This window comes from Pseudomonas sp. UM16, from assembly GCF_050312595.1.
Taxonomy (GTDB): Bacteria; Pseudomonadota; Gammaproteobacteria; order Pseudomonadales; family Pseudomonadaceae; genus Aquipseudomonas.
In genome coordinates this window covers 62400-81228 of sequence record NZ_JBNPJT010000015.1, presented here as the reverse complement: position 1 = coordinate 81228, position 18829 = coordinate 62400, and the positions used below count along the sequence as shown (strand labels likewise).

Sequence of the window (18829 nt, the reverse complement as noted above, 5' to 3'; positions counted from 1 at the left end):
TTCAGGCCTGGCTCGGGCGACGGAACAGCCAGGCGCTGAGCAGACCCAGCGCCAGCCAGAATGCCGCGTTGGTCAGCAATGAAGCAACCTTGAACTCGGCGTCCAGGGCCTCTGGCGCAAGCATTTCATGCACTTCAGGTTGCGGTGCGCCAATCACATGCGGCACCACCAACAGCACAACGCCCAGCGCTTTGAACAGCCAGTTGTGGGCAAACGCAATCAGCCCCAGCCCGGCCGCTGTGGCGGCGGCGGTACCCACCCACCAGGCCTGACGCTGGGCCAGGTCGGCAGCGGCAGTACCCGGTAGCTCCGGTGGCAGGCCCAAGGTCGGCGCCAGGCAGAACACGGCAAAACCGCCCAGGCCCCACAGCGCACCGCTGATGACGGTCTTCGGTGCACGCAGGGTATAGAGTGCGGCGAGGATCAGAGCAAAGCCGACTGCCACCACCAGATTACCGCCGGTGGTCGAGAGAACCCGTTGCCAACCGTCTTCCGGGGCCCAGGCTTCGCTGTCGTGATGATGCTCGGTGGTACCAGCAGCATGCTCGTGTGGCGCTTCGACCGCGGGCGCTGCACTTTCATAGGTTTCCGCCTGAAGAATCAGCGGCGCAACCCAGAAGCTTTGCAGCAGGGTCAGCAGCAGGGCGGCCAGCAGTCCGGCAAAGCCTGCGGTACTCGCAATACGCTTGATCATCGGACGCTACTCAGTGGCAAGGGAAGGCGGCGCTGTGACGGGTGTCGTGGGCGGCGTTGTGCACCGCTTCGATAGGCGAAAAACCAGCGAAGTACACCAGGCATAGGCCCAGCAGCGAGGCACCGACGGCAACCAGCAGGCGCTGGCTGAGGCTTGAAGGGGTAACGGCTGAGTGACTGGCGGTACTGATAGGCATGGCGCTTTCCTCTTGGTGTTGTTCGGCAACAGGCAAGCGCAAGAAACCCCTGCACGGAACACGCCCAGGGGTTGCAACAGCGCCCGCCCACCGCGGGTTTGTCAGATCAGTGTTGGGCCGGTCTCCGGGCTTGTGAGGGCGAGCAACCGAAGGCGCCACCTTCCCATGCCGGACTACGGGCACAGTGGTTCTGACGCTTTTCTCACTTACCGTTGCGGGGGCAGCACCGGACTTGCCATACACCTTTATTAGCGGCGTATGACGCACCGGTTTCCCAGTTTCACCCTGTAAAGGGCACCCAAACGAATGGCGCTAGCAAATCACGGGTTAAGGCGGGCGTCAATCGTGACAGCAGTTGACCGCTCACCAGGCACTGCGTAGCCTTGCGTTCTCGAGGTTCTTCGGCGCTGGCCGAAGCTAAGACGGGAACGCGGTTCAAGCCGCGGCTGCCCCCGCAACTGTAAGCATTGATAGGATCGACACAGCCACTGCGTCCTGCGGGAAGGCGTCGTTCCAGCGGCCTTGGGCCGCAGCAGTGCAAGCCAGGAGACCTGCCTCGAACAGTTTCCGACATAAACCGGGCGGGGTGATCCGGTGGCGAACGCGCCCAGGCAATGACGCCTGCGGCTCTCGTCCCGCATGCCCGCCATCCTGCCAAGGGCATCGACATGAAAACACTGGCCAAACTCCCCGTCACCATCGTTACCGGCTTCCTCGGTTCGGGCAAAACCACGCTGCTGCGGCATATGCTCGATAACGCCCAGGGTCGGCGTATCGCGGTGATCGTCAACGAATTCGGCGAGCTGGGCATCGACGGCGAGATCCTCAAGCAGTGCAGCATCGGCTGCACCGAGGAAGAGGCCAGCGGCCGGGTCTACGAATTGGCCAACGGCTGTCTGTGCTGCACCGTGCAGGAAGAGTTCTTCCCGGTCATGCGTGAACTGGTTGCCCGGCGCGGCGATCTTGACCACATCCTTATCGAGACCAGTGGCCTGGCCCTGCCCAAACCGTTGGTGCAAGCCTTCCAATGGCCAGAAATTCGCAACGCCTGCACCGTTGATGCGGTGATCACTGTGGTCGACAGCCCGGCGGTGGCCGCTGGCACCTTTGCCGCCTACCCGGAGCAAGTCGATGCACAGCGAAAACTCGATCCGAATCTGGACCACGAGTCGCCACTGCACGAGCTGTTCGCCGACCAACTGGCCAGTGCCGATCTGGTGATCCTCAACAAGGCCGACCTGATCGCCGCTGCTGAGCTGGCCAAGGTTCGCGCCGAAGTGCAGGAAGAGCTGCCGCCAGCAGTGAAAGTGATCGAAGCCAGCAGCGGCCGTCTGCCCCTGCAGGTGCTGTTGGGCCTGGGCGCCGAGTCGGAAGCGCATATCGATGCGCGGCGCACGCACCACGATTCGCACCATGACGGTGAAGATGATCACGACAATCATGACCACGATGCCTTCGATTCGATCTCCATCGAACTGCCACAAGCAGACGAAAGCCTGTTGCTCGACGCCCTGACCCAACTGGTGGTGCAGCATGGCATTCTGCGGGTCAAAGGCTTTGCCGCGATTCCTGGCAAACCGATGCGCCTGCTGATCCAGGGCGTGGGCACCCGCTTCGACAAACACTTTGACCGTGCCTGGCGCAGTGATGAAGCGCGCACCACACGCCTGGTGCTGATCGGCCAGGAGCTGGACGCTGCCCACCTGGAAGCGAGCCTGCGCGCCGCCCTGGGCGCTTGATCCATGCACCTGCTGCGGACCCAGCCCGGTGGCTTCGTACCGGACGACAGTATTGCCGACCTCGGCCAGACCCCAGCCGAGCTGGTCATTCTCTGCAGCGGTGACTCACACCTGGCATTGCTGGCCGAAACCGCCCAGCAGTTGCCCGAAGACTTTCCCAGTCTGCGTCTGGCCAACCCGATGCAGGTACAGAATCATGCCTCGGTCGACCTCTATGTCGACCAAGTGCTGCGCCATGCCAAGGTGATTCTGGTGTCGTTGCACGGTGGCGTTGGCTATTGGCGCTACGGTGTCGAGCAGTTGCTTGAGCTGGCGGCCCGTGGCGTGCAGGTCATCCTGGTGCCGGGCGATGATCGCCCCGATCCCGAACTCACTGGCCTGAGTACGGTGTCGCTAGCGCAGGCCGAGCGGCTTTGGCATTTTCTGCGTCAGGGCGGCAAGGCTAACGCCCTGAATCTGTTCAAGTGCCTGGCCAGTCAGTGGTTGCAACGCGATTATCCGTGGCACGAGCCGCAACAACTGCCGCGTACGACGGTGTACCACCCGCAAAAAGCCAGTGCCGAGTTGGCTGACTGGTTCTCGAATTGGCAGGTTGAACACCCGGTGGTGCCGATCCTGTTCTACCGTTCGCACCTGCAGGCGGCCAATACCGCGTTTATCGACACCTTCTGCGAGCGCTTGCAGTTGGCAGGGCTCAATCCATTGCCGATCGCCGTGGCCAGTCTCAAAGAGGCCAGTTGCCTGAATCAGGTAGAGCAATGGCTAGATCAGGTCGATGCGGCGCTGATCATCAACACCACCGGCTTCGCGCAGTCCAGCCCCGAACAACCGCACCTGCGTCCGTTTCGCCGCGACATTCCAGTGCTGCAGGCGATCTGCGCCCAGGACAACCAACCCGGTTGGGAGGCGAGCGAGCAAGGGCTCGGCGCGCGAGACCTGGCCATGCACATCGTCTTGCCGGAACTGGATGGGCGCATCATTACCCGGCCGATCAGCTTCAAGGACCTGGCCTGGCGCAGCGAGCGCAGTCAGTCGGATGTGGTCTGTTATCGCCCGCATGCCGAACGCATGGACTTTGTCGCTGAGTTGGCGCGACGCTGGTGTGCGCTGGCCGCGTTGCCCAACCAAGACAAACGCGTGGCCTTGATCCTGGCCAACTATCCCACCCGTGACGGGCGCATTGGCAACGGTGTCGGCCTGGACACGCCAGCCGCCGCTTTGAACATCCTGCGCGCTTTGCAACAGCAGGGCTATCCGTTGAGCGCCTTGCCCGAAAGCGGCACCGCGTTGATCCAGGCGTTGCTCGGTGGTGTCAGCAATGACCTGGACAGCCTGGATCAGCGTCCCTGCCTGCAGAGCATGGCCTTGGATGACTATCGGACAGCGTTTGCTGCGTTACCGCAAGCCAATCAACAGGCTGTACGAGCGCGCTGGGGTGAGCCGGAACAAGATCCGATGTGCCGAAACGGGCGGATGATGGTTGCCGGCTTGCGCTTTGGCCTGACCTTTGTCGGTATTCAGCCGGCACGTGGCTATCAGGTGGACCAGAGCGCGGTGTATCACGATCCCGACCTGGTGCCACCTCACGGTTATCTGGCGTTCTACTTCTGGCTGCGTCATGGCTTTGCCGCCGACGCACTGATTCATGTCGGCAAACACGGCAATCTGGAGTGGCTGCCGGGTAAAGGCGTCGGCCTGTCTGGCAGTTGCTGGCCGGATGCGTTGATTGGCCCTTTGCCCAATATTTACCCGTTCATCGTCAATGACCCGGGTGAGGGCGCTCAGGCCAAGCGGCGGACCCAGGCGGTGATCATTGATCACCTGATGCCGCCATTGACCCGCGCTGAAACGTACGGCCCGCTGCGCCACCTGGAAGCGCTGGCCGACGAATACTACGAGGCGCAGCTGCTCGATCCGCGCCGCGCCGGTGAGTTGCAGCGGGATATCCTCGCGCTGCTGCGGGACAACCATATCGACCGCGAGCTGCAGCTTGAAGGCGCACTGGATGACGCGATGGTGTGGCTGCCACGCCTGGATACCTACTTGTGCGACCTCAAGGAATCGCAGATCCGTGACGGCTTGCATGTGTTTGGCGAGTCACCGTGTGGCCGGCTGCGCATCGACACCTTGTTAGCGCTGTTGCGCGTTGAACGTGGTGATGGGCGCGGGGCCAATGCCAGTTTGCTGCGCGCGCTGGCCAAAGCGCTGGCCTTGGACTTCGATCCGCTGGATTGCGACCTTGGTCAGCCTTGGCTGGGGCCGCGCCCGGCGCTGTTGCAGGCATTGGATCAGGCCTTGTGGCGCACTGCCGGTGACACCCGAGAACGCCTGGAAAAGCTCGCGGCGCAGTGCATCGAGCAGAGCTTGGCGGGTGCCGACGTGGTGCCGGATGAACCGCTATGGGCAGATGTGCGTGCGGTACTCGCTGCCTTGCAACACACCGTCGCGCCGCAATTGGATGCCTGTGGCCCGGCCGAACTGCAGGGGCTGCTGGCAGCCTTGCAAGGGCGCTTCGTCCCCGCCGGCCCCAGCGGCGCTCCCAGCCGTGGCCGTCTGGATGTGCTGCCGACCGGGCGCAATTTTTATACCGTCGATGTTCGTAATCTGCCGACTACCACAGCCTGGCGCATTGGATTTGCCTCGGCCAACCTGATCCTTGAACGCCACTTGCAGGAACACGGAGACCACCTGCGTCAGCTTGGCCTGTCGGTATGGGGCACGGCGACCATGCGCACTGGCGGCGATGACATTGCCCAGGCCATGGCCCTGCTGGGCGTGCGGCCGGTGTGGGCCAGCGGCAGTCAGCGGGTTGATGACTTTGAGATCCTGCCGCTGAGCCTGCTGGATCGACCACGGGTGGATGTCACACTGCGGGTGTCGGGGTTCTTCCGCGATGCCTTCGGCAACTTGATCAAGCTGTTCGATGCGGCAGTGCAGGCAGTGGCGGCGCTGGATGAGCCCGACGACCTGAATCCGCTCGCCGCCAAGGTGCGCAGCGAACGTGAGGCGCTTGAGTGTCAAGGGCTGAGCAACGAGCAGGCGGCGCGCCAGGCCGGCTGGCGGATTTTCGGTGCCAAGCCAGGGGCCTATGGTGCCGGGGTGCAAAACGCCATCGACGGACATCTGTGGAATGAGCGCAAGGACCTGGCAGAGGTCTACCTTAACCATGGTGGCTACGCCTACGGCGCTGGCGATGACGGCACACCGGCACGCGCCGATTTTGCCCGACGCTTGGGGCAGGTCCAGGCGGTACTTCAAAACCAGGATAACCACGAGCATGACGTGCTCGACTCCAACGACTATTACCAGTTCCAGGGCGGCATGCTGGCGGCGGTGGAAACCCTCAGCGGCAACACGGTTGCCAGTTATCACGGTGACCACAGTCAGCCGGACCGTCCGCGCATCCGTACCTTGAAAGAAGAGCTCAATCGGGTGATCCGCGCCCGTGCGCTCAATCCAAAGTGGATCGATGGGGTAAAGCGTCATGGCTATAAAGGTGCCTTTGAGTTGGCGGCGACCGTCGACAATCTGTTCGCTTTCGACGCTACCACGCACTTGATCGACGACCACCATTACCAGGCGCTGGCCGAAGCCTACGTGCTCGACGGCGCGACGCGCGAGTTTATCCGCCAGCACAACCCGCAAGCCTTGCACGATATCACCGAGCGCTTGCTCGAAGCCCAGCAACGCGGCCTGTGGGAGCAACCGGGGGACTACCGCAAAGCCCTCGAAGAGCAACTGCTGGACGGTGAAGAAGAGAGCTGAAATGACTGAACCTGCACATTTTCCCCTGTCTGCCGTGGTCGGCGCCGATCGCTTGAAACTGGCCCTGTGCCTGACCGCCATCGACCCGAAGATCGGCGGTGTGCTGATTGAAGGCCCGCGCGGTATGGCCAAGAGCACCCTGGCCCGAGGCCTGGCTGATCTACTCGACGAAGGGCCGTTCGTAACCCTGCCACTGGGGGCCAGCGAAGAGCGCCTGGTCGGCACTCTCGACCTGGAGGCAGCCTTGGGCCAGGGCAAGGCACAGTTTTCTCCCGGTGTGCTGGCCAAGGCTGATGGCGGTGTGCTGTATGTCGATGAGGTCAACCTGCTGGCGGATCACTTGGTCGATCTGCTCCTGGACGTCGCGGCCAGCGGCACCAACAGGGTCGAGCGTGACGGCATTTCCCACCGTCACAGCGCGCGCTTTGTGTTAATTGGCACCATGAACCCGGAAGAGGGTGAACTGCGTCCGCAGTTGCTTGATCGCTTTGGCCTGAACGTCGCATTAGACGGGCAGCCAGCGCCTGAAGCACGTGGCCAGATCATTCGGCGGCGCCTGGATTTTGATGCCGACCCCGAGGCATTTTGTACTCAGTGGGCCCCCGTACAGGCGCAACTGCGTGATCGTTGCCAGGCTGCCCGTGATCGGCTCACGCACATTGCCCTGGACGATCAGGCGCTGGCGCAGATCACTGAGCGCTGCTTTGCTGCCGGGGTCGATGGTTTACGCGCCGATCTGGTCTGGCTGCGCGCCGCCCGCGCTCATGCGGCCTGGCGCGGCGCGCCACAAATTGAGTCGCAGGACATCGAAACCGTGGCCGAGTTTGCCTTGCGCCATCGTCGCCGCGAGTTGCCGCCGCAATCTACCCCCCGTCCAGAAACCGAGCCACAGGCTGGCCTTGGCCAGAGCCACCAGCAAGGGCAGGGTGCCTGGGGCGAAATGCCACCACAGGCCACCGCGACCGGCGCCCGGCGCGAGGTGCCGAACTGGGCAAAAAAGCCCTGAGCATCCGTCGCCTTCAGGTGGCGGATGCCAAGCCCCGCCCTGGGGCGATCAAGCACGGTCAACGCGGTGGTAGCCGCCAGGCCAGCCAAGGCTCGGTGGCGTGGCCGGCAACGCTGCTCAACGGCCGTCCTCGCCAGCGTCGGGATCTGTGTTGGCAGCAGCGCACGGCCAGCGCTGATGAGCTGTGGTTGGTAATTGTCGACGCGTCGGCATCGACCCGGCGCTATCAGGCCTTGAGCCAGGCCAAGGGACTGCTGGCAGGTTTGTTCGACCAGGCTTATCGCCAGCGTGCACGTCTAACGTTGCTCACCGCCAGCGGCAATGCGCCGCGCTGGCAGCGTCACGGCCTGAAAGCTTCGGCAGCCTTGCAGCCTTGGCTCGACAACCTTGGTGCAGGGGGAGGAACGCCGTTGCTAGCGGCACTGGAGCAGGCGCGTGAGTGGCTGCGGGCACGGCAACGTCAGCATCCTGACGAACAGCAGCGCTGTCTGTTGCTGACCGACGGTCGCCTCAAAAGCTGGGCGCCGTTGCAACCGTTGCCCTGCCCAAGTCTGCTGATCGATATCGAGTGTTCGCCGGTGCGCCTGGGGCGCGCGCAATTATTAGCGCAGCAGTTACAGGCCGACTACCGTTCGCTTGAAAGTTTTAACCTGGTTGGCTAAGTAAGGCGCGTACAAAACAGTAGGTCAACGATACTGTGGCGAAGTGTCGCAGTTTAACTTTTGTGACAATTAAGTTGTCTGGCGCGCACCGTAAAGATGCGCTGCCATAAACAAAGTAGATAGCGGCCTATTTACTTTGGCATCGACCAAGGTTGCAGGTCGCAACCCTGTTTTTTCAACTCGGCACGCATTTCTTCAATCAGGCTAGCCAGTTGCATGGGATCGGAGTAGGTGCTGCTCGGCACTTGCTTGCTGCCGATGCGGGTGCTGGTCCGGTCGATCACTGCCAGGCTCAGTTCACCCGTACCGTTAGGCGAATCCCAAGCAACACACTGGAAGGGTTCGAAGGCGTGATCGGCAATCAGCAGTGCTTCGTTGACACGGAGCGGGGCATTCATGGGTTCGGTCTCTCTGTGGGCCCAAACAAGATAATTAACAACCGCGTTGGCGGTGAGTTACTTGTACTGATGCACGCAGTACAGGGTTGAGTCACACACCTGTTGAAGTTTTTTTGTGTATTTGCCAAAAAACGCTCTAGGGAGTGCAGCGTGGACGTTGAAAGTTAAAAAAAATTCCCCGGCACGCGATTATTTTGACGCTTTGCGGACAGACGGTAGTGGGCGTTTGACACATCGTTGCTACTGTTACAAACGGGCCTGCCAACTTGCTGTTTCTATTTAAAATTCCAACAATTGGCGCCAAGGAAAGGTCATGCTTGAGCCTGCATCCAACCGCCGCTTGCTCGTCGTCGATCCTTGCGATGATTGCCACCGATTATTGCCAGGTCTGCGCGATGTCGGCTGGGATGTCCACAGCTGCACCTTGGCCTCGGCGCTGGAGCATCCTTGTGATGTTGGCCTGCTGCGTTTGCAGGCTTCGCACATGCAACACCCGGATGCGGTCAAAGACCTGATCAGTCGCAGCAATACCGAATGGATTGCCGTGCTCAGCCCTCAAGAGCTGCGTATGCAGAACGTCGGCGACTTTGTCTGCGAATGGTTTTTCGACTTTCATACCTTGCCGTTCGACATCTCGCGGGTCCAGGTCACCATTGGCCGGGCCTTCGGCATGGCGCGCTTGCGCGGCAAGGTTGTGCATGTGGATGAAGCCGAGCACGAGTTGCTTGGCGACAGCCGGCCGATTCGCGAGCTGCGCAAATTGCTCAGTAAACTGGCACCCACTGAGTCACCGGTACTGATTCGAGGGGAGAGCGGCACCGGTAAGGAACTGGTAGCGCGTACCCTGCATCGCCAGTCACAGCGCCATGACAAGCCCTTTGTTCCGATCAACTGCGGAGCAATCCCTGAGCACCTGATTCAGTCCGAACTGTTCGGCCACGAGAAAGGCGCGTTTACCGGGGCTCACCAACGCAAGATCGGGCGCATCGAGGCGGCCAACAGCGGTACGCTGTTTCTTGATGAAATTGGTGACTTGCCCCTAGAGCTTCAGGCCAACCTGCTGCGTTTTCTGCAAGAAAAACACATTGAGCGGGTTGGCGGTAGCCAGCCGATAGCTGTCGACGTGCGGGTACTGGCGGCAACTCACGTTGACCTGGAAAACGCCATTGCCCACGGTCGCTTTCGCGAAGACCTGTATTACCGGCTCAATGTCCTGCAGGTGATCACCGCGCCGTTGCGTGATCGGCATGGTGACCTGTCGCTGCTGGCTAATCACTTTGCCCATTTCTACAGCCTGGAAACCGGTAGACGCCCGCGCAGTTTTAGCGAAGACGCCCTGGTGGCAATGGGCAAGCACGACTGGCCGGGCAATGTCCGCGAACTGGCCAACCGGGTCAGGCGTGGTCTGGTGCTGGCCGAAGGTCGACAGATTGAGGCGCAGGACCTGGGATTGCTCAGTCAGCATGCGTTCGTTTCGACTATGGGAACGCTGGAAGATTACAAACACCGGGCCGAGCGCCAGGCGTTGTGCGATGTGCTCAACCGGCACAGCGACAACTTGAGTATTGCCGCCAAGGTACTCGGGGTTTCCCGGCCTACCTTTTACCGGTTGCTGCATAAACATCAGATTCGCTGAGCGCTGGTCCCGTCCTGAAAAAGCCCGCTGAAGCGGGCTTTTTCAGGGGCGTCAGGGTCAGAAGTAGTAGGGGAATTTCAGGCTGAAGGAAAAGTCTGGCGAGTCGTCGGTCAGGCCAATGGACAGGTTTGGCACGATGGTCAGGTTGTCGGTTGCAGCCAGGGTCATGCCGATGTTGAAGTTGGCTGCGTTGTAGTCGCTGCTGGGAACATCCTGCCAGTCGCCACCATCGGGCTTGATCTTGCTCTTGGTGGCAAACTGGTCGGAGAACGAAAATGACATGCTCATCTTCTCGTTCAAGGCAAAGGCGATACCGGCACCGATCTGCCAGGAGTCGCCAAGTTTCACGTCACCCGGGACTTTGGTGTTGATCGTGGGGCTGATATCGCTGAACGAATCTTCCATGTTGTAGGTATAGGACAAGCTGCCGAAGAGCACGGCCGGGTCATAGGTTTTGACCAGCGAGATACCCGGGGTGATCGCCCAGATACCGTTGCCGGTGGGCAGAGATTCAGGTACTGACAGGTTGTCGTTGGTGGGGTCGTTGACCAGTTTGATGCCGTAAGGATCATCACCGGTTGGTGCCTTGACGCGCAGCGTGAACACTGCGTCGGGCAGGTTCTCTGACTCATCGAGGAACTTGTAGGCGACCCCGACGTTAACATCGCCGATGGTCGGATCGCGGGTGACCGTTGCGTCGGATGAAACAGGCCCGGCACCCCCTGCGCCACCAGAAGAATAGGTCGATTCACGGTAGACCACCGGAACGTTGATATCGAACTGCCAACGTTGCGCCAGGTTGTAGCGGGCGGTCAGGTCCAAAGTCCAGTTATCGGCCTTGATGCGGTCGAGGTTGATGTTGCCGAGGAAGATCGAGTCCAGCGCCAGGAACCCGTTGAGGACCAAGGCGCGGGTGTCGTAGTGCGTGTAGGTCAGGCCGGTTTCGACGCTGAACTTGCCGCCACCGAAGAAGCCGCTGGCCTCGTCATACAGGTTGGAGACGCTTTGCGCCGGTTCCGAATCCTCTTTGAGCGATTGCCCGTATGAGCTGCCCGTGGTGCCCGGTGCACCGGCGGCTACAGACTGGCCACCCTTGACCGTTTCGGCGGGCGACTTGGTTAAACGTTTGGGGGCCGGTGTCGTTGGTGCTTCTTCGACCTGGCGAACGCGCTGTTCAAGCACCATCAGCGCGTTCTGCTGGGCTTCGTAACGCTGTTTCAACTCCATGAGTTCTTGTTTTAGTGCTTCGACCTGGGGGTCCGTTGCTGCGTATAGCAATGTCGACGGGGCCAGGCTACTCAAAACAACGATAGCTCTGAACATTACCAATCGGTGCATGGGTTAGCCGTCCCTTCTAACTGCATTTGATGAGACTGAGCGTAGATCAGAATCCGAGAGTGCGAAGACCTTTGAGCTGGTCCAGGTTGCCGTTCAGCGAGCCTGCGGTCGGCACGTTTTCACGCAGCACGACGTTGAGGGAGGTGAAGTTTCTGACCTGGTTGCCACCGCCAAGCAGCGTCGTGTTCTGCATCAGCCCACCTTGGGCCAGACGCTGAACGGTACTGCCCTGGTTGTTGTTGGCGATGATGTTCAGTTGCACACCCTTACCGCTGGAGGAGACGCTCAGCGAGCCGGCGCCGTTTGCGCCAAGCATGGTTGTGCCAGCGGCCAGCGGCTTGCCTTGCTGTTGCGTCACTGGCGCTTGGTTGGCTTTGCTGACATTGATATCAACGTTGTTGTAGGCGGTGTTGTTGTCGCCAGCCGCACGCACGACTTGGGTGACACCTTCGGTGCTGTTCAGGCCTCTGCCGCCGGTAACGGTACCGGTGCCGGTGCCGGCGCCTTGCGAACGCCCCGGGATATTGCCTTTTTCGTCGATCATCGACACATAAAACTGTGGCTTGATGGTCGATTGTTGAATTTGCATGGTGGACGTGGCGCCGATCACTTCACCCTTGGCATTTTGCCAAGTGCTGCTCATGACAATGCCAAAACTGATCACCCGCCCTGGCATGATGTAGCGACCGCGCAGGTTCGCCAGTTCCTGGTCTTTCAGTTCGATGGGGGTGAATGTCTGTGCCTGAGTCGGCAGACTGGCGGCCAGACAAACCACGGCGAGCCAGATTGGAGTCTTCATGGGATGCTCCCGGAGCGTCGTGCTCCCTTGTCATTAGAAGAAGTCGCTTTGGATGAATCCGAAATCCATCAAATCCGCGTCTTGCACCGGGGTGAAATTGTTGATGCGGTTCTTGGCGGTCAGTGGTTGGGGCGGGTCGAGCAAGGCGTTGGTTTTGTCGTAGCCCTTGCCGATGATGGCGAAGATGATGCCGTTCCAACCGTTGATAAAGTCATCGATTTTGTAGCGTTTGTGGCCGAGGACCGGATCACCGATATACACCCAGCCGTTGTCGACTTTTTGCATGACCACAAAATGCTTGTAGCCACGGATGTCCATCAGTACCACCACCGGAATACGGATGTTGTGCAAGGTCTCGGCGGCAACCCGGTAGCCACGGGCACGCATGCCAAGGCTTTCTACGTAACGCTTCATGTCGAGCATCGAAAAGCCTTGGACCCGCACAAGGTCCTGATCGGCGTGGGCGAGCATGCCTTCGATGATCTGCTCTTCATCCACGTCCAGCCAATAGGCTTGGCGCAGAATGGTCGCCAGCGCTGCTGCGCCGCAGCTGAAGTCGGTTTTCTGTTGCACCAGGTCGGCGAATTTGCGCTCGCGAACACTCTGGATCGGCTTGAACACCACCGCACCGCCCGGTAGCACGGACAGTGGCATCTGCGCCGCTTCGCTCAGACTGGCCACGCAAAGCAAAAATGCCAAGGCGATAACACGCATGATCGGACGCCTTCTGGTTCTGTTGAAAAAAGGCCCCCCGAAGGGGGCCTCCAGGCCATGCCAATCAGAACGATTGGTTGGAAATGGCCAGCGAGTTGCTTTGTTGGTTGCCGACACCGGCAGCCACGTTGACGCCGAGGTTGCCACTGCCGCCATTCACCGAACCATTGAGGGTTGCAGTGTTGGTTACAGGGTTTGCCCAGCCGGTTGGGGTCAGCACTTGGAACGAGATGGTGTTGCTCAGCTCAAACGAGTCAGCCTCGCTGTAGCTCTTGGAAATGCTATCCGAGGACTCGGAAGCAGATTCCTTGGCTTTGTCGTACGAAGCGGAGGCCGACTTCTCGAACGAAGACTCGAAAGCCTTGTCGAACGCCGATTCGCGCGACTTATCGTAGGAAGACTCGCGGGATTTGTCGTACGAAGATTCGCGCGACTTGTCGAACGAGACGTCCAGCGACCGATCAAACGAAGAGTCGCGGGTCCGGTCGAACGAAGAGTTCGACGAGGATTCATGCGATCTATCGATCGATGCATCGAGGTTTGCATTAATAGACGCGTCGGCACTTTGGCTGCGGGTGAACTCGTTATCGTTGAAGGTACGGGTAGAGGACTGGTTGGCTCCTACAGAAGCATCCAGCGAAGCGGACAGTGTGGTATTGGAGCTAGAGCTGTGATCGCGGCTGTTGGTACCGCTGGCCGACGAGCTGTTGGTCCCACTGGCAGACGCGTTGAGCGAACCACTGGAAGACGAGCTGTTCGAACCGCTGGCCGACGAGCTGTTGGATCCACTGGCCGACGAGCTGTTGGAGCCGCTGGCATTCCAGCTATTGGATCCGCTGGATCCGGTGTTCCATGAGCCGCTTTCGCTCGAGCTCGCAGAGGAGCTTCTGTCGATGCTGGCGTCCAAGGTCCCTTCGCGGGAGGACGAACCGCTCTTGGTGGTGGTGAACGTCAGTGTATCGACGCGATAGGTCCGATCGGCCCTGTTTTCAACCACCAGGCCAGGGCCACTTTGATTGGCCGAAGCAGTGGCTGTTGCATTACCCAGCGGGGCATTGGTGTTGGCAATGGCCATGGTATTTTTTTGCTGGTTAAGGTCGCCGCCAGCAATGTTGATGCCCATGTTGCCGCTGCCTTCACTGCCGGACCCGTTCATCACAGCAGAGTTTGTAGAGCCGTAGTTTAAGACCTTGTTGTTGTTGCTGTATTGCCTGACGTTGGCGGTGGCTTCGGAGGTACCGAACACGAAGCTGTTATCGATGGCGCTGGCGTCGGAGGCAGCGTTGGCGATAGCGGCGGCGTTGTCCTGTTGGTTGCCAGCACCCGCCGCGACGTTGACACCGACGTTGCCGCTGGTGCCCGAAGCGGACTCGTTCATCTCGGCTGCGTTGATGGTGCCTTCGTTGAGGATGCGGTTGTTGGTGCTGCTTTGCCTATCGTAGGCTCCGGCGGTCGCATTGATAGGGACCATTTTTGGAGGAGGGGTGTGGTTGCTGCCACCGTGATGGTGGCCATTCCCACGCCGATCGTTCTGCCCAGCTTGTACAGCAACAGCCATGACCGCAGCAATTGCGAAAACCAGAGGCTTGATTGCCATCGAGGGTTTCATGGTGATTCTCCGTACTTTATTTTAGGTTAAGTGTTGTTCTTACCTGTTTGGGTCAGTCCGCGACCCGTACGCTCAGGGTATTGGCAGTTCGGTTTCCCACCCCGGCGCTCTGATTCAACTGAATCACCCCACGGCTACCGGTGAATGCCTGATCACTGGTAGTGATCTGGCGATAGCCAGGTGCAGAAGCAGTTGCATCGGAGTTGTTGAGCAGCGCCACGTTCTGTTGCATGAGGACGCTGTCGTCGATACTTTGCGGTTGTTCACTGAGACTGATACTCAGTGCGTTGGCTTGCTGGTTACTGGCACCTGAGCTCTGGTTGACGCCGACTACACCGCTGCCTTGACTGAAGGCATCGCCCTCAATGGCGGAGCGGGCGGCGATGGCGGGGTCGACCTGGGTGCGCAAGCGTTGGCGAATCTGGGTGCTCGCGCTGGCGTTGTGGCCAACGGCGATGGCGCGAGCGTTGGCCTGTTGCTGTTGATCGCCGGCAGCCTGGTTGACCGCGAGGTTGCCCTGGTATTGCTTACCGGAGCTGTCGATGGTGGCGTTATTGATCACGGGGGGTTGAGCGAAGGCCGGTGTACTGCAGAACGTGGCCAGAATCAGCAGCGTGTACCTCATCTCACTTGCCTCCGGTCAGGATTTGCAGGGGCGCCAGGCCTTTCTGCACACTCGAATTGACCATGTTGGAGATGCCATTGCCGGAGCCAGTACCACGCCCCCCCGCCAGGTTCGGCAGTTGGGTCTGGTTGTTGATATTGGCACCGAGGTTGTTGGTCTGTTGCGTGATCAACGAGCTGATGCCTGCACCGCTGGTGATATCGGCAAAATCACCATCACTCAATTCGTTGGTTTGTCTGAGGATTTGGGCAGACGGATTGGTGTTGACGGTGACCGGGTAGGGGTCGGGGGCGAGGGGCGGACGCATGGCGTTGCGCGGTTGCACATCGCGGGTAATCACGACGATTCCGTTCTCGGCCTGGACAGGCAAGCTGAAGCTTGAACCCACCGCGCATCCGACCAGCAGGAGGCAAAAGATGCCTTTGTCAAATTTTCCCACGATGGCTGTTCCTTCTTCAGTGCGCTGTCCCTGTTCAGCGCTGCGAGGAAGAGAGCAGAAGGTGTGCCGGTTTCTATTTGTTATTGAAAAACAAGGGCTTGATTTTATTTGTCGCCATAGTCAGAAAAAGCTGTAACACCGCTGAGACAGAGACGACGTAGAAGTGTCGACCCTGCGTGCGCCATTGCTCATCAAGGCGCTCGCGCAACGGCTGTTTCAGCGAGTTAACACTTTTGCGCTGTGATGCTCTGGCCGCTCTAACTCGCGGTTTTGCACCGGGAGAAGTGTTTCAGGAATGGACAGTTGTGCAGCGGGCAGGGGCGGCTCAAATGTTGAGCAAGCGGCTTACTGCCGCAAAGGCTGCACATTTGCGCTGATCCCAATCGCCTTGCACCACTTGATAAGGCTGGTGGTGGCGTTCAAGCCAGGCATGGGTGGCCTGGAAAAACGCTAGGCGCTCGGCCAGCTCTGGCTGGCAGCGTTGGCCGTCATCGTGCCAGGCGATGGCCTCCGGGCTGAGCAGCAAGTGCAGGTCGTAATGGCGCGTTAATAACGCATCTTCCAGCCACGCCGGGCAATCGCCAAACAGCGTGCGACTCCAAAGCATATTGCTTAATAGATGCGTATCGAGAATCAACAGCGACGGTTGTTTGGCGCGCGCGGCGTCTTCCCATGCCAACTGGCCCAGTGCTATTGCTGGAATGTCAGCGTAGCAGGTGTCGCGGGCTTGGCTGTCGATAAAGTGCCGCACGTACTCATCGACCAATATGCCGCCAAATTTGGCTTGAATCGCTTGCGCTAACCAGCTTTTACCACTGGATTCAGGGCCGGTCAGTACCAGGACTTTCATGCGCTGACCAGCGCCGGGTCGCGCCGCCATTGACGCCAGCCTTGCACGGCAATCAGGGTGAACAGCGCGTAGAGCGCAGCCGTCAGGTACAGCGCCTTATAAAGAAACAGGCCGACAAAAATGACGTCCAGCACGATCCACAGCGGCCAGCACTGCACACGCTTTTGCGCCATCCACAGCTGCGCGACCAGGCTGAACGCGGTGAGCGCCGCATCCAGCCAGGGTTGCGCGGCATTGGTCCAGGTGGCCATGGCGGCGCCCAGGGCCAAGCTGCCAAGGGCACCCAGGCCGAGACTAAACAGCATCGGTTGGGTGTCCAGATGCGTCACCCGGCGGGCTTCGCGCTGCTGGTCCGGGCGCGTCCATTGCCACCAGCCGTAGAGTTGCAATACGGCATAGACCAGTTGCAGGAGCATGTCCGAATACAGGCGCACTTCAAAGAACACCCAGCTGTAGAGCAGCACCATCACCAGGCCGATGGGCCAACACCAGGGGTTCTGTTTGGTCGTGAGCCACACGGCGATAACGCCGAGCACGGCGGCGAACAGTTCGAGGCCGGACATCGGCGTTCCTTGGCAGGTTCGGGGGAGGGCGGGGATTGTACATTATTGGGGCTGCGCTGCAGCCTATCGCTGGCAAGGCCGGCGCCTACAGGGCGCGATCCTTGCCGGCGGTCAGGGTTAAACCCGGAACTGTCCCAACAGGCGATCCAGTTGTTCGCGCAATTGATTTAATGCCATGCCAGCATTGCTCGACTGCTGCGCGGCCATTGCGGTCTGACGTGAGAGGTCGGCGGTATCGGTGACGCTGCGGTTGATGTCTTCGACGACATGGGACTGTTGCAGGGTCGCACTGGCAATCGAGGCGTTAAGCGCAGTGAGGTTATGCAGCGCCTGGCTGATCGCATCGAGGCTGACACCCGCTTCGTTGGCCCGCTCGATGGTCTGGCGCGAGGCTGAGCTGCTGGCATCGATCGCTTTGACCGCCGCCTCGGACTGGCCTTGCAAATGTTCGATCATGCTCTGGATTTCTGCCGTCGATTGCTGGGTGCGCTGGGCCAACAGGCGCACTTCATCGGCGACTACGGCAAAGCCACGGCCTTGTTCGCCCGCCCGTGCCGCCTCGATGGCAGCGTTGAGCGCGAGCAGGTTGGTCTGTTCGGCGATCGAACGAATCACTTCCAGCACACTACCGATCCGCGTGCTCTGGCTGGCCAAGGTTTGAATGACCTGGACCGCTTCATCAATGGTGGTGGACAGTTGATCGATCTGCTGCAGGCTACCGTGGATGCTTTGCTGGCCTTGTTCGGCACGGTGCTGGGCATCGCGCATTTCAGTTGAAGCCTGTTCGGCATTGCGCGCGACATCCTGCACCGCATAGGTCACTTCGTTGATCGCCGTGGCCACTTGCTCCATCTGCGCCGATTGCTGCTCGCTGTGCTGTTGCGCCTGATTGGCATTGTTGCCGACATCCACCGCCGATTGCCCGAGCGCCTGCGCGACCCCCTGCAATTGGCCGATCACGCCCTGCAACTTACCGGTGAAACGGTTGAAGTGTTCGCCCAACAGCGTGACTTCATCGCGGCCATGGGTATCCAGGCGGCGGGTCAGGTCACTCTCGCCGCTGGCGATCATGGCCATGGCGTCCACCGCCTCCTGCAAGGGGCGCGAGATGCTGCGGGCAATCACTACCACCAATAGCGTCATGACCAGGGCGATTCCCAATCCCAGTAGCGAGGCGTCACGCAGCTGGCGCAGAAATTCGTTGTGCATGTCATCGATATAGATACCTGAGCCAATGACCCAGCCCCAAGGCTTGAACAATTGGATGTAGGAGGTCTTTTCAACCGGCTCGCTGGCGCCGGGCTTGGGCCAGCGATAGTCGATACTGCCTGCGCCCTGCGCCTTGGCCAGGGTGACCATTTCGTTGAACACGGCAAAGCCGTCCGGGTCGCGCACCGCGGAAAGGTCCTGACCGTCGAGTTTGGGGTTGGCCGGATGCATGATCATCTTCGGCCCCAGGTCGTTGATCCAGAAGTAGTCGTTCTGGTCATAGCGCAAGCCGCGCACGGTGCTTAGTGCCTGTTGCTGGGCCGCCTCGCGGCTCAGGCTGCCGGCAGCTTCCAGGCCTTGGTAATAGGTCAGTACGCCGGCGGCGGTTTCCACCACATGACGGGTTTTCTCGGCCTTGGCCTGGTACAGATCGCCGTGGATCTGCCTGAGCATCAGCAGGCCCAAGGTCAACAGCATCACTACCGCCACTACCAGAATCAGCCACAAGCGGCGGCTGATCGACATATTGCGTAGAGTCTTCATGGAACGGTCACCCCGAATTCTTTTTATTGTCCTGTGCATACCAG

At 60.2% G+C, this 18829-nt stretch carries 16 protein-coding genes, 2 pseudogenes and 2 riboswitches; of the genes and pseudogenes, 5 read left to right on the top strand and 13 right to left on the bottom strand.

The window, feature by feature from the left end:
- Position 1: 1 nt before the first annotated feature.
- Both ACQRAX_RS18665 and ACQRAX_RS18660 read right to left on the bottom strand, forming a co-directional pair.
- Positions 2-694, bottom strand: a complete 693-nt coding sequence (locus ACQRAX_RS18665; RefSeq protein WP_412040875.1) for a CbtA family protein — start codon at positions 692-694, stop codon at positions 2-4.
- A 10-nt stretch (positions 695-704) separates the two neighbouring features.
- Positions 705-890 carry a CbtB domain-containing protein gene (locus ACQRAX_RS18660; RefSeq protein ID WP_107023966.1) on the bottom strand — a complete coding sequence of 62 codons (186 nt, stop codon included), beginning with the start codon at positions 888-890 and terminating at the stop codon, positions 705-707.
- Positions 891-988: 98 nt separating this feature from the next.
- A riboswitch (cobalamin riboswitch) is annotated at positions 989-1205 on the bottom strand.
- 62 nt (positions 1206-1267) lie between these two features.
- Positions 1268-1463: riboswitch (cobalamin riboswitch) on the top strand.
- 95 nt (positions 1464-1558) lie between these two features.
- On the opposite strand from ACQRAX_RS18660, the gene cobW reads away from it, so the two are divergent.
- The 4 genes from cobW to ACQRAX_RS18640 are packed head-to-tail and all read left to right on the top strand — an operon-like array spanning position 1559 to position 8062.
- Positions 1559-2629 carry a cobalamin biosynthesis protein CobW gene (gene cobW / locus ACQRAX_RS18655; RefSeq protein WP_412040874.1) on the top strand — a complete coding sequence of 357 codons (1071 nt, stop codon included), beginning with the start codon at positions 1559-1561 and terminating at the stop codon, positions 2627-2629.
- Between the two features lie 3 nt (positions 2630-2632).
- A complete protein-coding gene (gene cobN, locus ACQRAX_RS18650; RefSeq protein WP_412040873.1) occupies positions 2633-6394 on the top strand; it encodes a cobaltochelatase subunit CobN in 3762 nt (1253 codons plus the stop codon).
- 1 nt (position 6395) lies between these two features.
- Positions 6396-7400: an ATP-binding protein gene (locus ACQRAX_RS18645; RefSeq protein ID WP_412040872.1), complete on the top strand. Its 1005-nt coding sequence runs from the start codon at positions 6396-6398 to the stop codon at positions 7398-7400.
- Positions 7401-7447: 47 nt separating this feature from the next.
- Complete coding sequence (locus ACQRAX_RS18640) at positions 7448-8062, top strand: vWA domain-containing protein (RefSeq protein WP_412040940.1); 615 nt, start codon at positions 7448-7450, stop codon at positions 8060-8062.
- A 131-nt stretch (positions 8063-8193) separates the two neighbouring features.
- Here ACQRAX_RS18640 and ACQRAX_RS18635 read toward each other — a convergent pair whose 3' ends face one another.
- Entirely contained in the window at positions 8194-8460 is a 267-nt protein-coding gene (locus tag ACQRAX_RS18635; protein ID WP_412040871.1) for a hypothetical protein, read from the bottom strand.
- Between the two features lie 313 nt (positions 8461-8773).
- Between ACQRAX_RS18635 and ACQRAX_RS18630 the strand changes: the two genes are divergently transcribed.
- Positions 8774-10096: a sigma-54 dependent transcriptional regulator gene (locus ACQRAX_RS18630; RefSeq protein ID WP_412040870.1), complete on the top strand. Its 1323-nt coding sequence runs from the start codon at positions 8774-8776 to the stop codon at positions 10094-10096.
- 57 nt (positions 10097-10153) lie between these two features.
- Here ACQRAX_RS18630 and ACQRAX_RS18625 read toward each other — a convergent pair whose 3' ends face one another.
- The 10 genes and pseudogenes from ACQRAX_RS18625 to ACQRAX_RS18580 all read right to left on the bottom strand — a co-directional run.
- Entirely contained in the window at positions 10154-11434 is a 1281-nt protein-coding gene (locus ACQRAX_RS18625; RefSeq protein ID WP_412040869.1) for a hypothetical protein, read from the bottom strand.
- A gap of 46 nt (positions 11435-11480) precedes the next feature.
- The gene (locus tag ACQRAX_RS18620; protein ID WP_412040868.1) at positions 11481-12233 is read right to left on the bottom strand and encodes a hypothetical protein; all 753 of its coding nucleotides are present in this window, start codon (positions 12231-12233) and stop codon (positions 11481-11483) included.
- 33 nt (positions 12234-12266) lie between these two features.
- Positions 12267-12947 carry a C39 family peptidase gene (locus ACQRAX_RS18615; protein ID WP_412040867.1) on the bottom strand — a complete coding sequence of 227 codons (681 nt, stop codon included), beginning with the start codon at positions 12945-12947 and terminating at the stop codon, positions 12267-12269.
- A 64-nt stretch (positions 12948-13011) separates the two neighbouring features.
- Positions 13012-14556: a heme utilization protein gene (locus tag ACQRAX_RS18610; RefSeq protein WP_412040866.1), complete on the bottom strand. Its 1545-nt coding sequence runs from the start codon at positions 14554-14556 to the stop codon at positions 13012-13014.
- Positions 14557-14608: 52 nt separating this feature from the next.
- A complete protein-coding gene (locus tag ACQRAX_RS18605; protein WP_412040865.1) occupies positions 14609-15181 on the bottom strand; it encodes an adhesin in 573 nt (190 codons plus the stop codon).
- Between the two features lies 1 nt (position 15182).
- Positions 15183-15620, bottom strand: coding sequence for a hypothetical protein (locus tag ACQRAX_RS18600; protein WP_412040864.1), 438 nt, complete (start codon positions 15618-15620; stop codon positions 15183-15185).
- 325 nt (positions 15621-15945) lie between these two features.
- Entirely contained in the window at positions 15946-16470 is a 525-nt protein-coding gene (locus ACQRAX_RS18595) for an AAA family ATPase (RefSeq protein ID WP_412040863.1), read from the bottom strand.
- Positions 16467-17033, bottom strand: coding sequence for a nicotinamide riboside transporter PnuC (gene pnuC, locus ACQRAX_RS18590; protein WP_412040862.1), 567 nt, complete (start codon positions 17031-17033; stop codon positions 16467-16469). Before pnuC ends, ACQRAX_RS18595 begins: the two co-directional genes overlap by 4 nt.
- 117 nt (positions 17034-17150) lie before the next feature.
- Positions 17151-17738, bottom strand: a pseudogene (locus ACQRAX_RS18585) (methyl-accepting chemotaxis protein); the annotation flags it as partial.
- Positions 17739-18008: 270 nt separating this feature from the next.
- Positions 18009-18695, bottom strand: a pseudogene (locus tag ACQRAX_RS18580) (cache domain-containing protein); the annotation flags it as partial.
- Between the last annotated feature and the right edge of the window lie 134 nt (positions 18696-18829).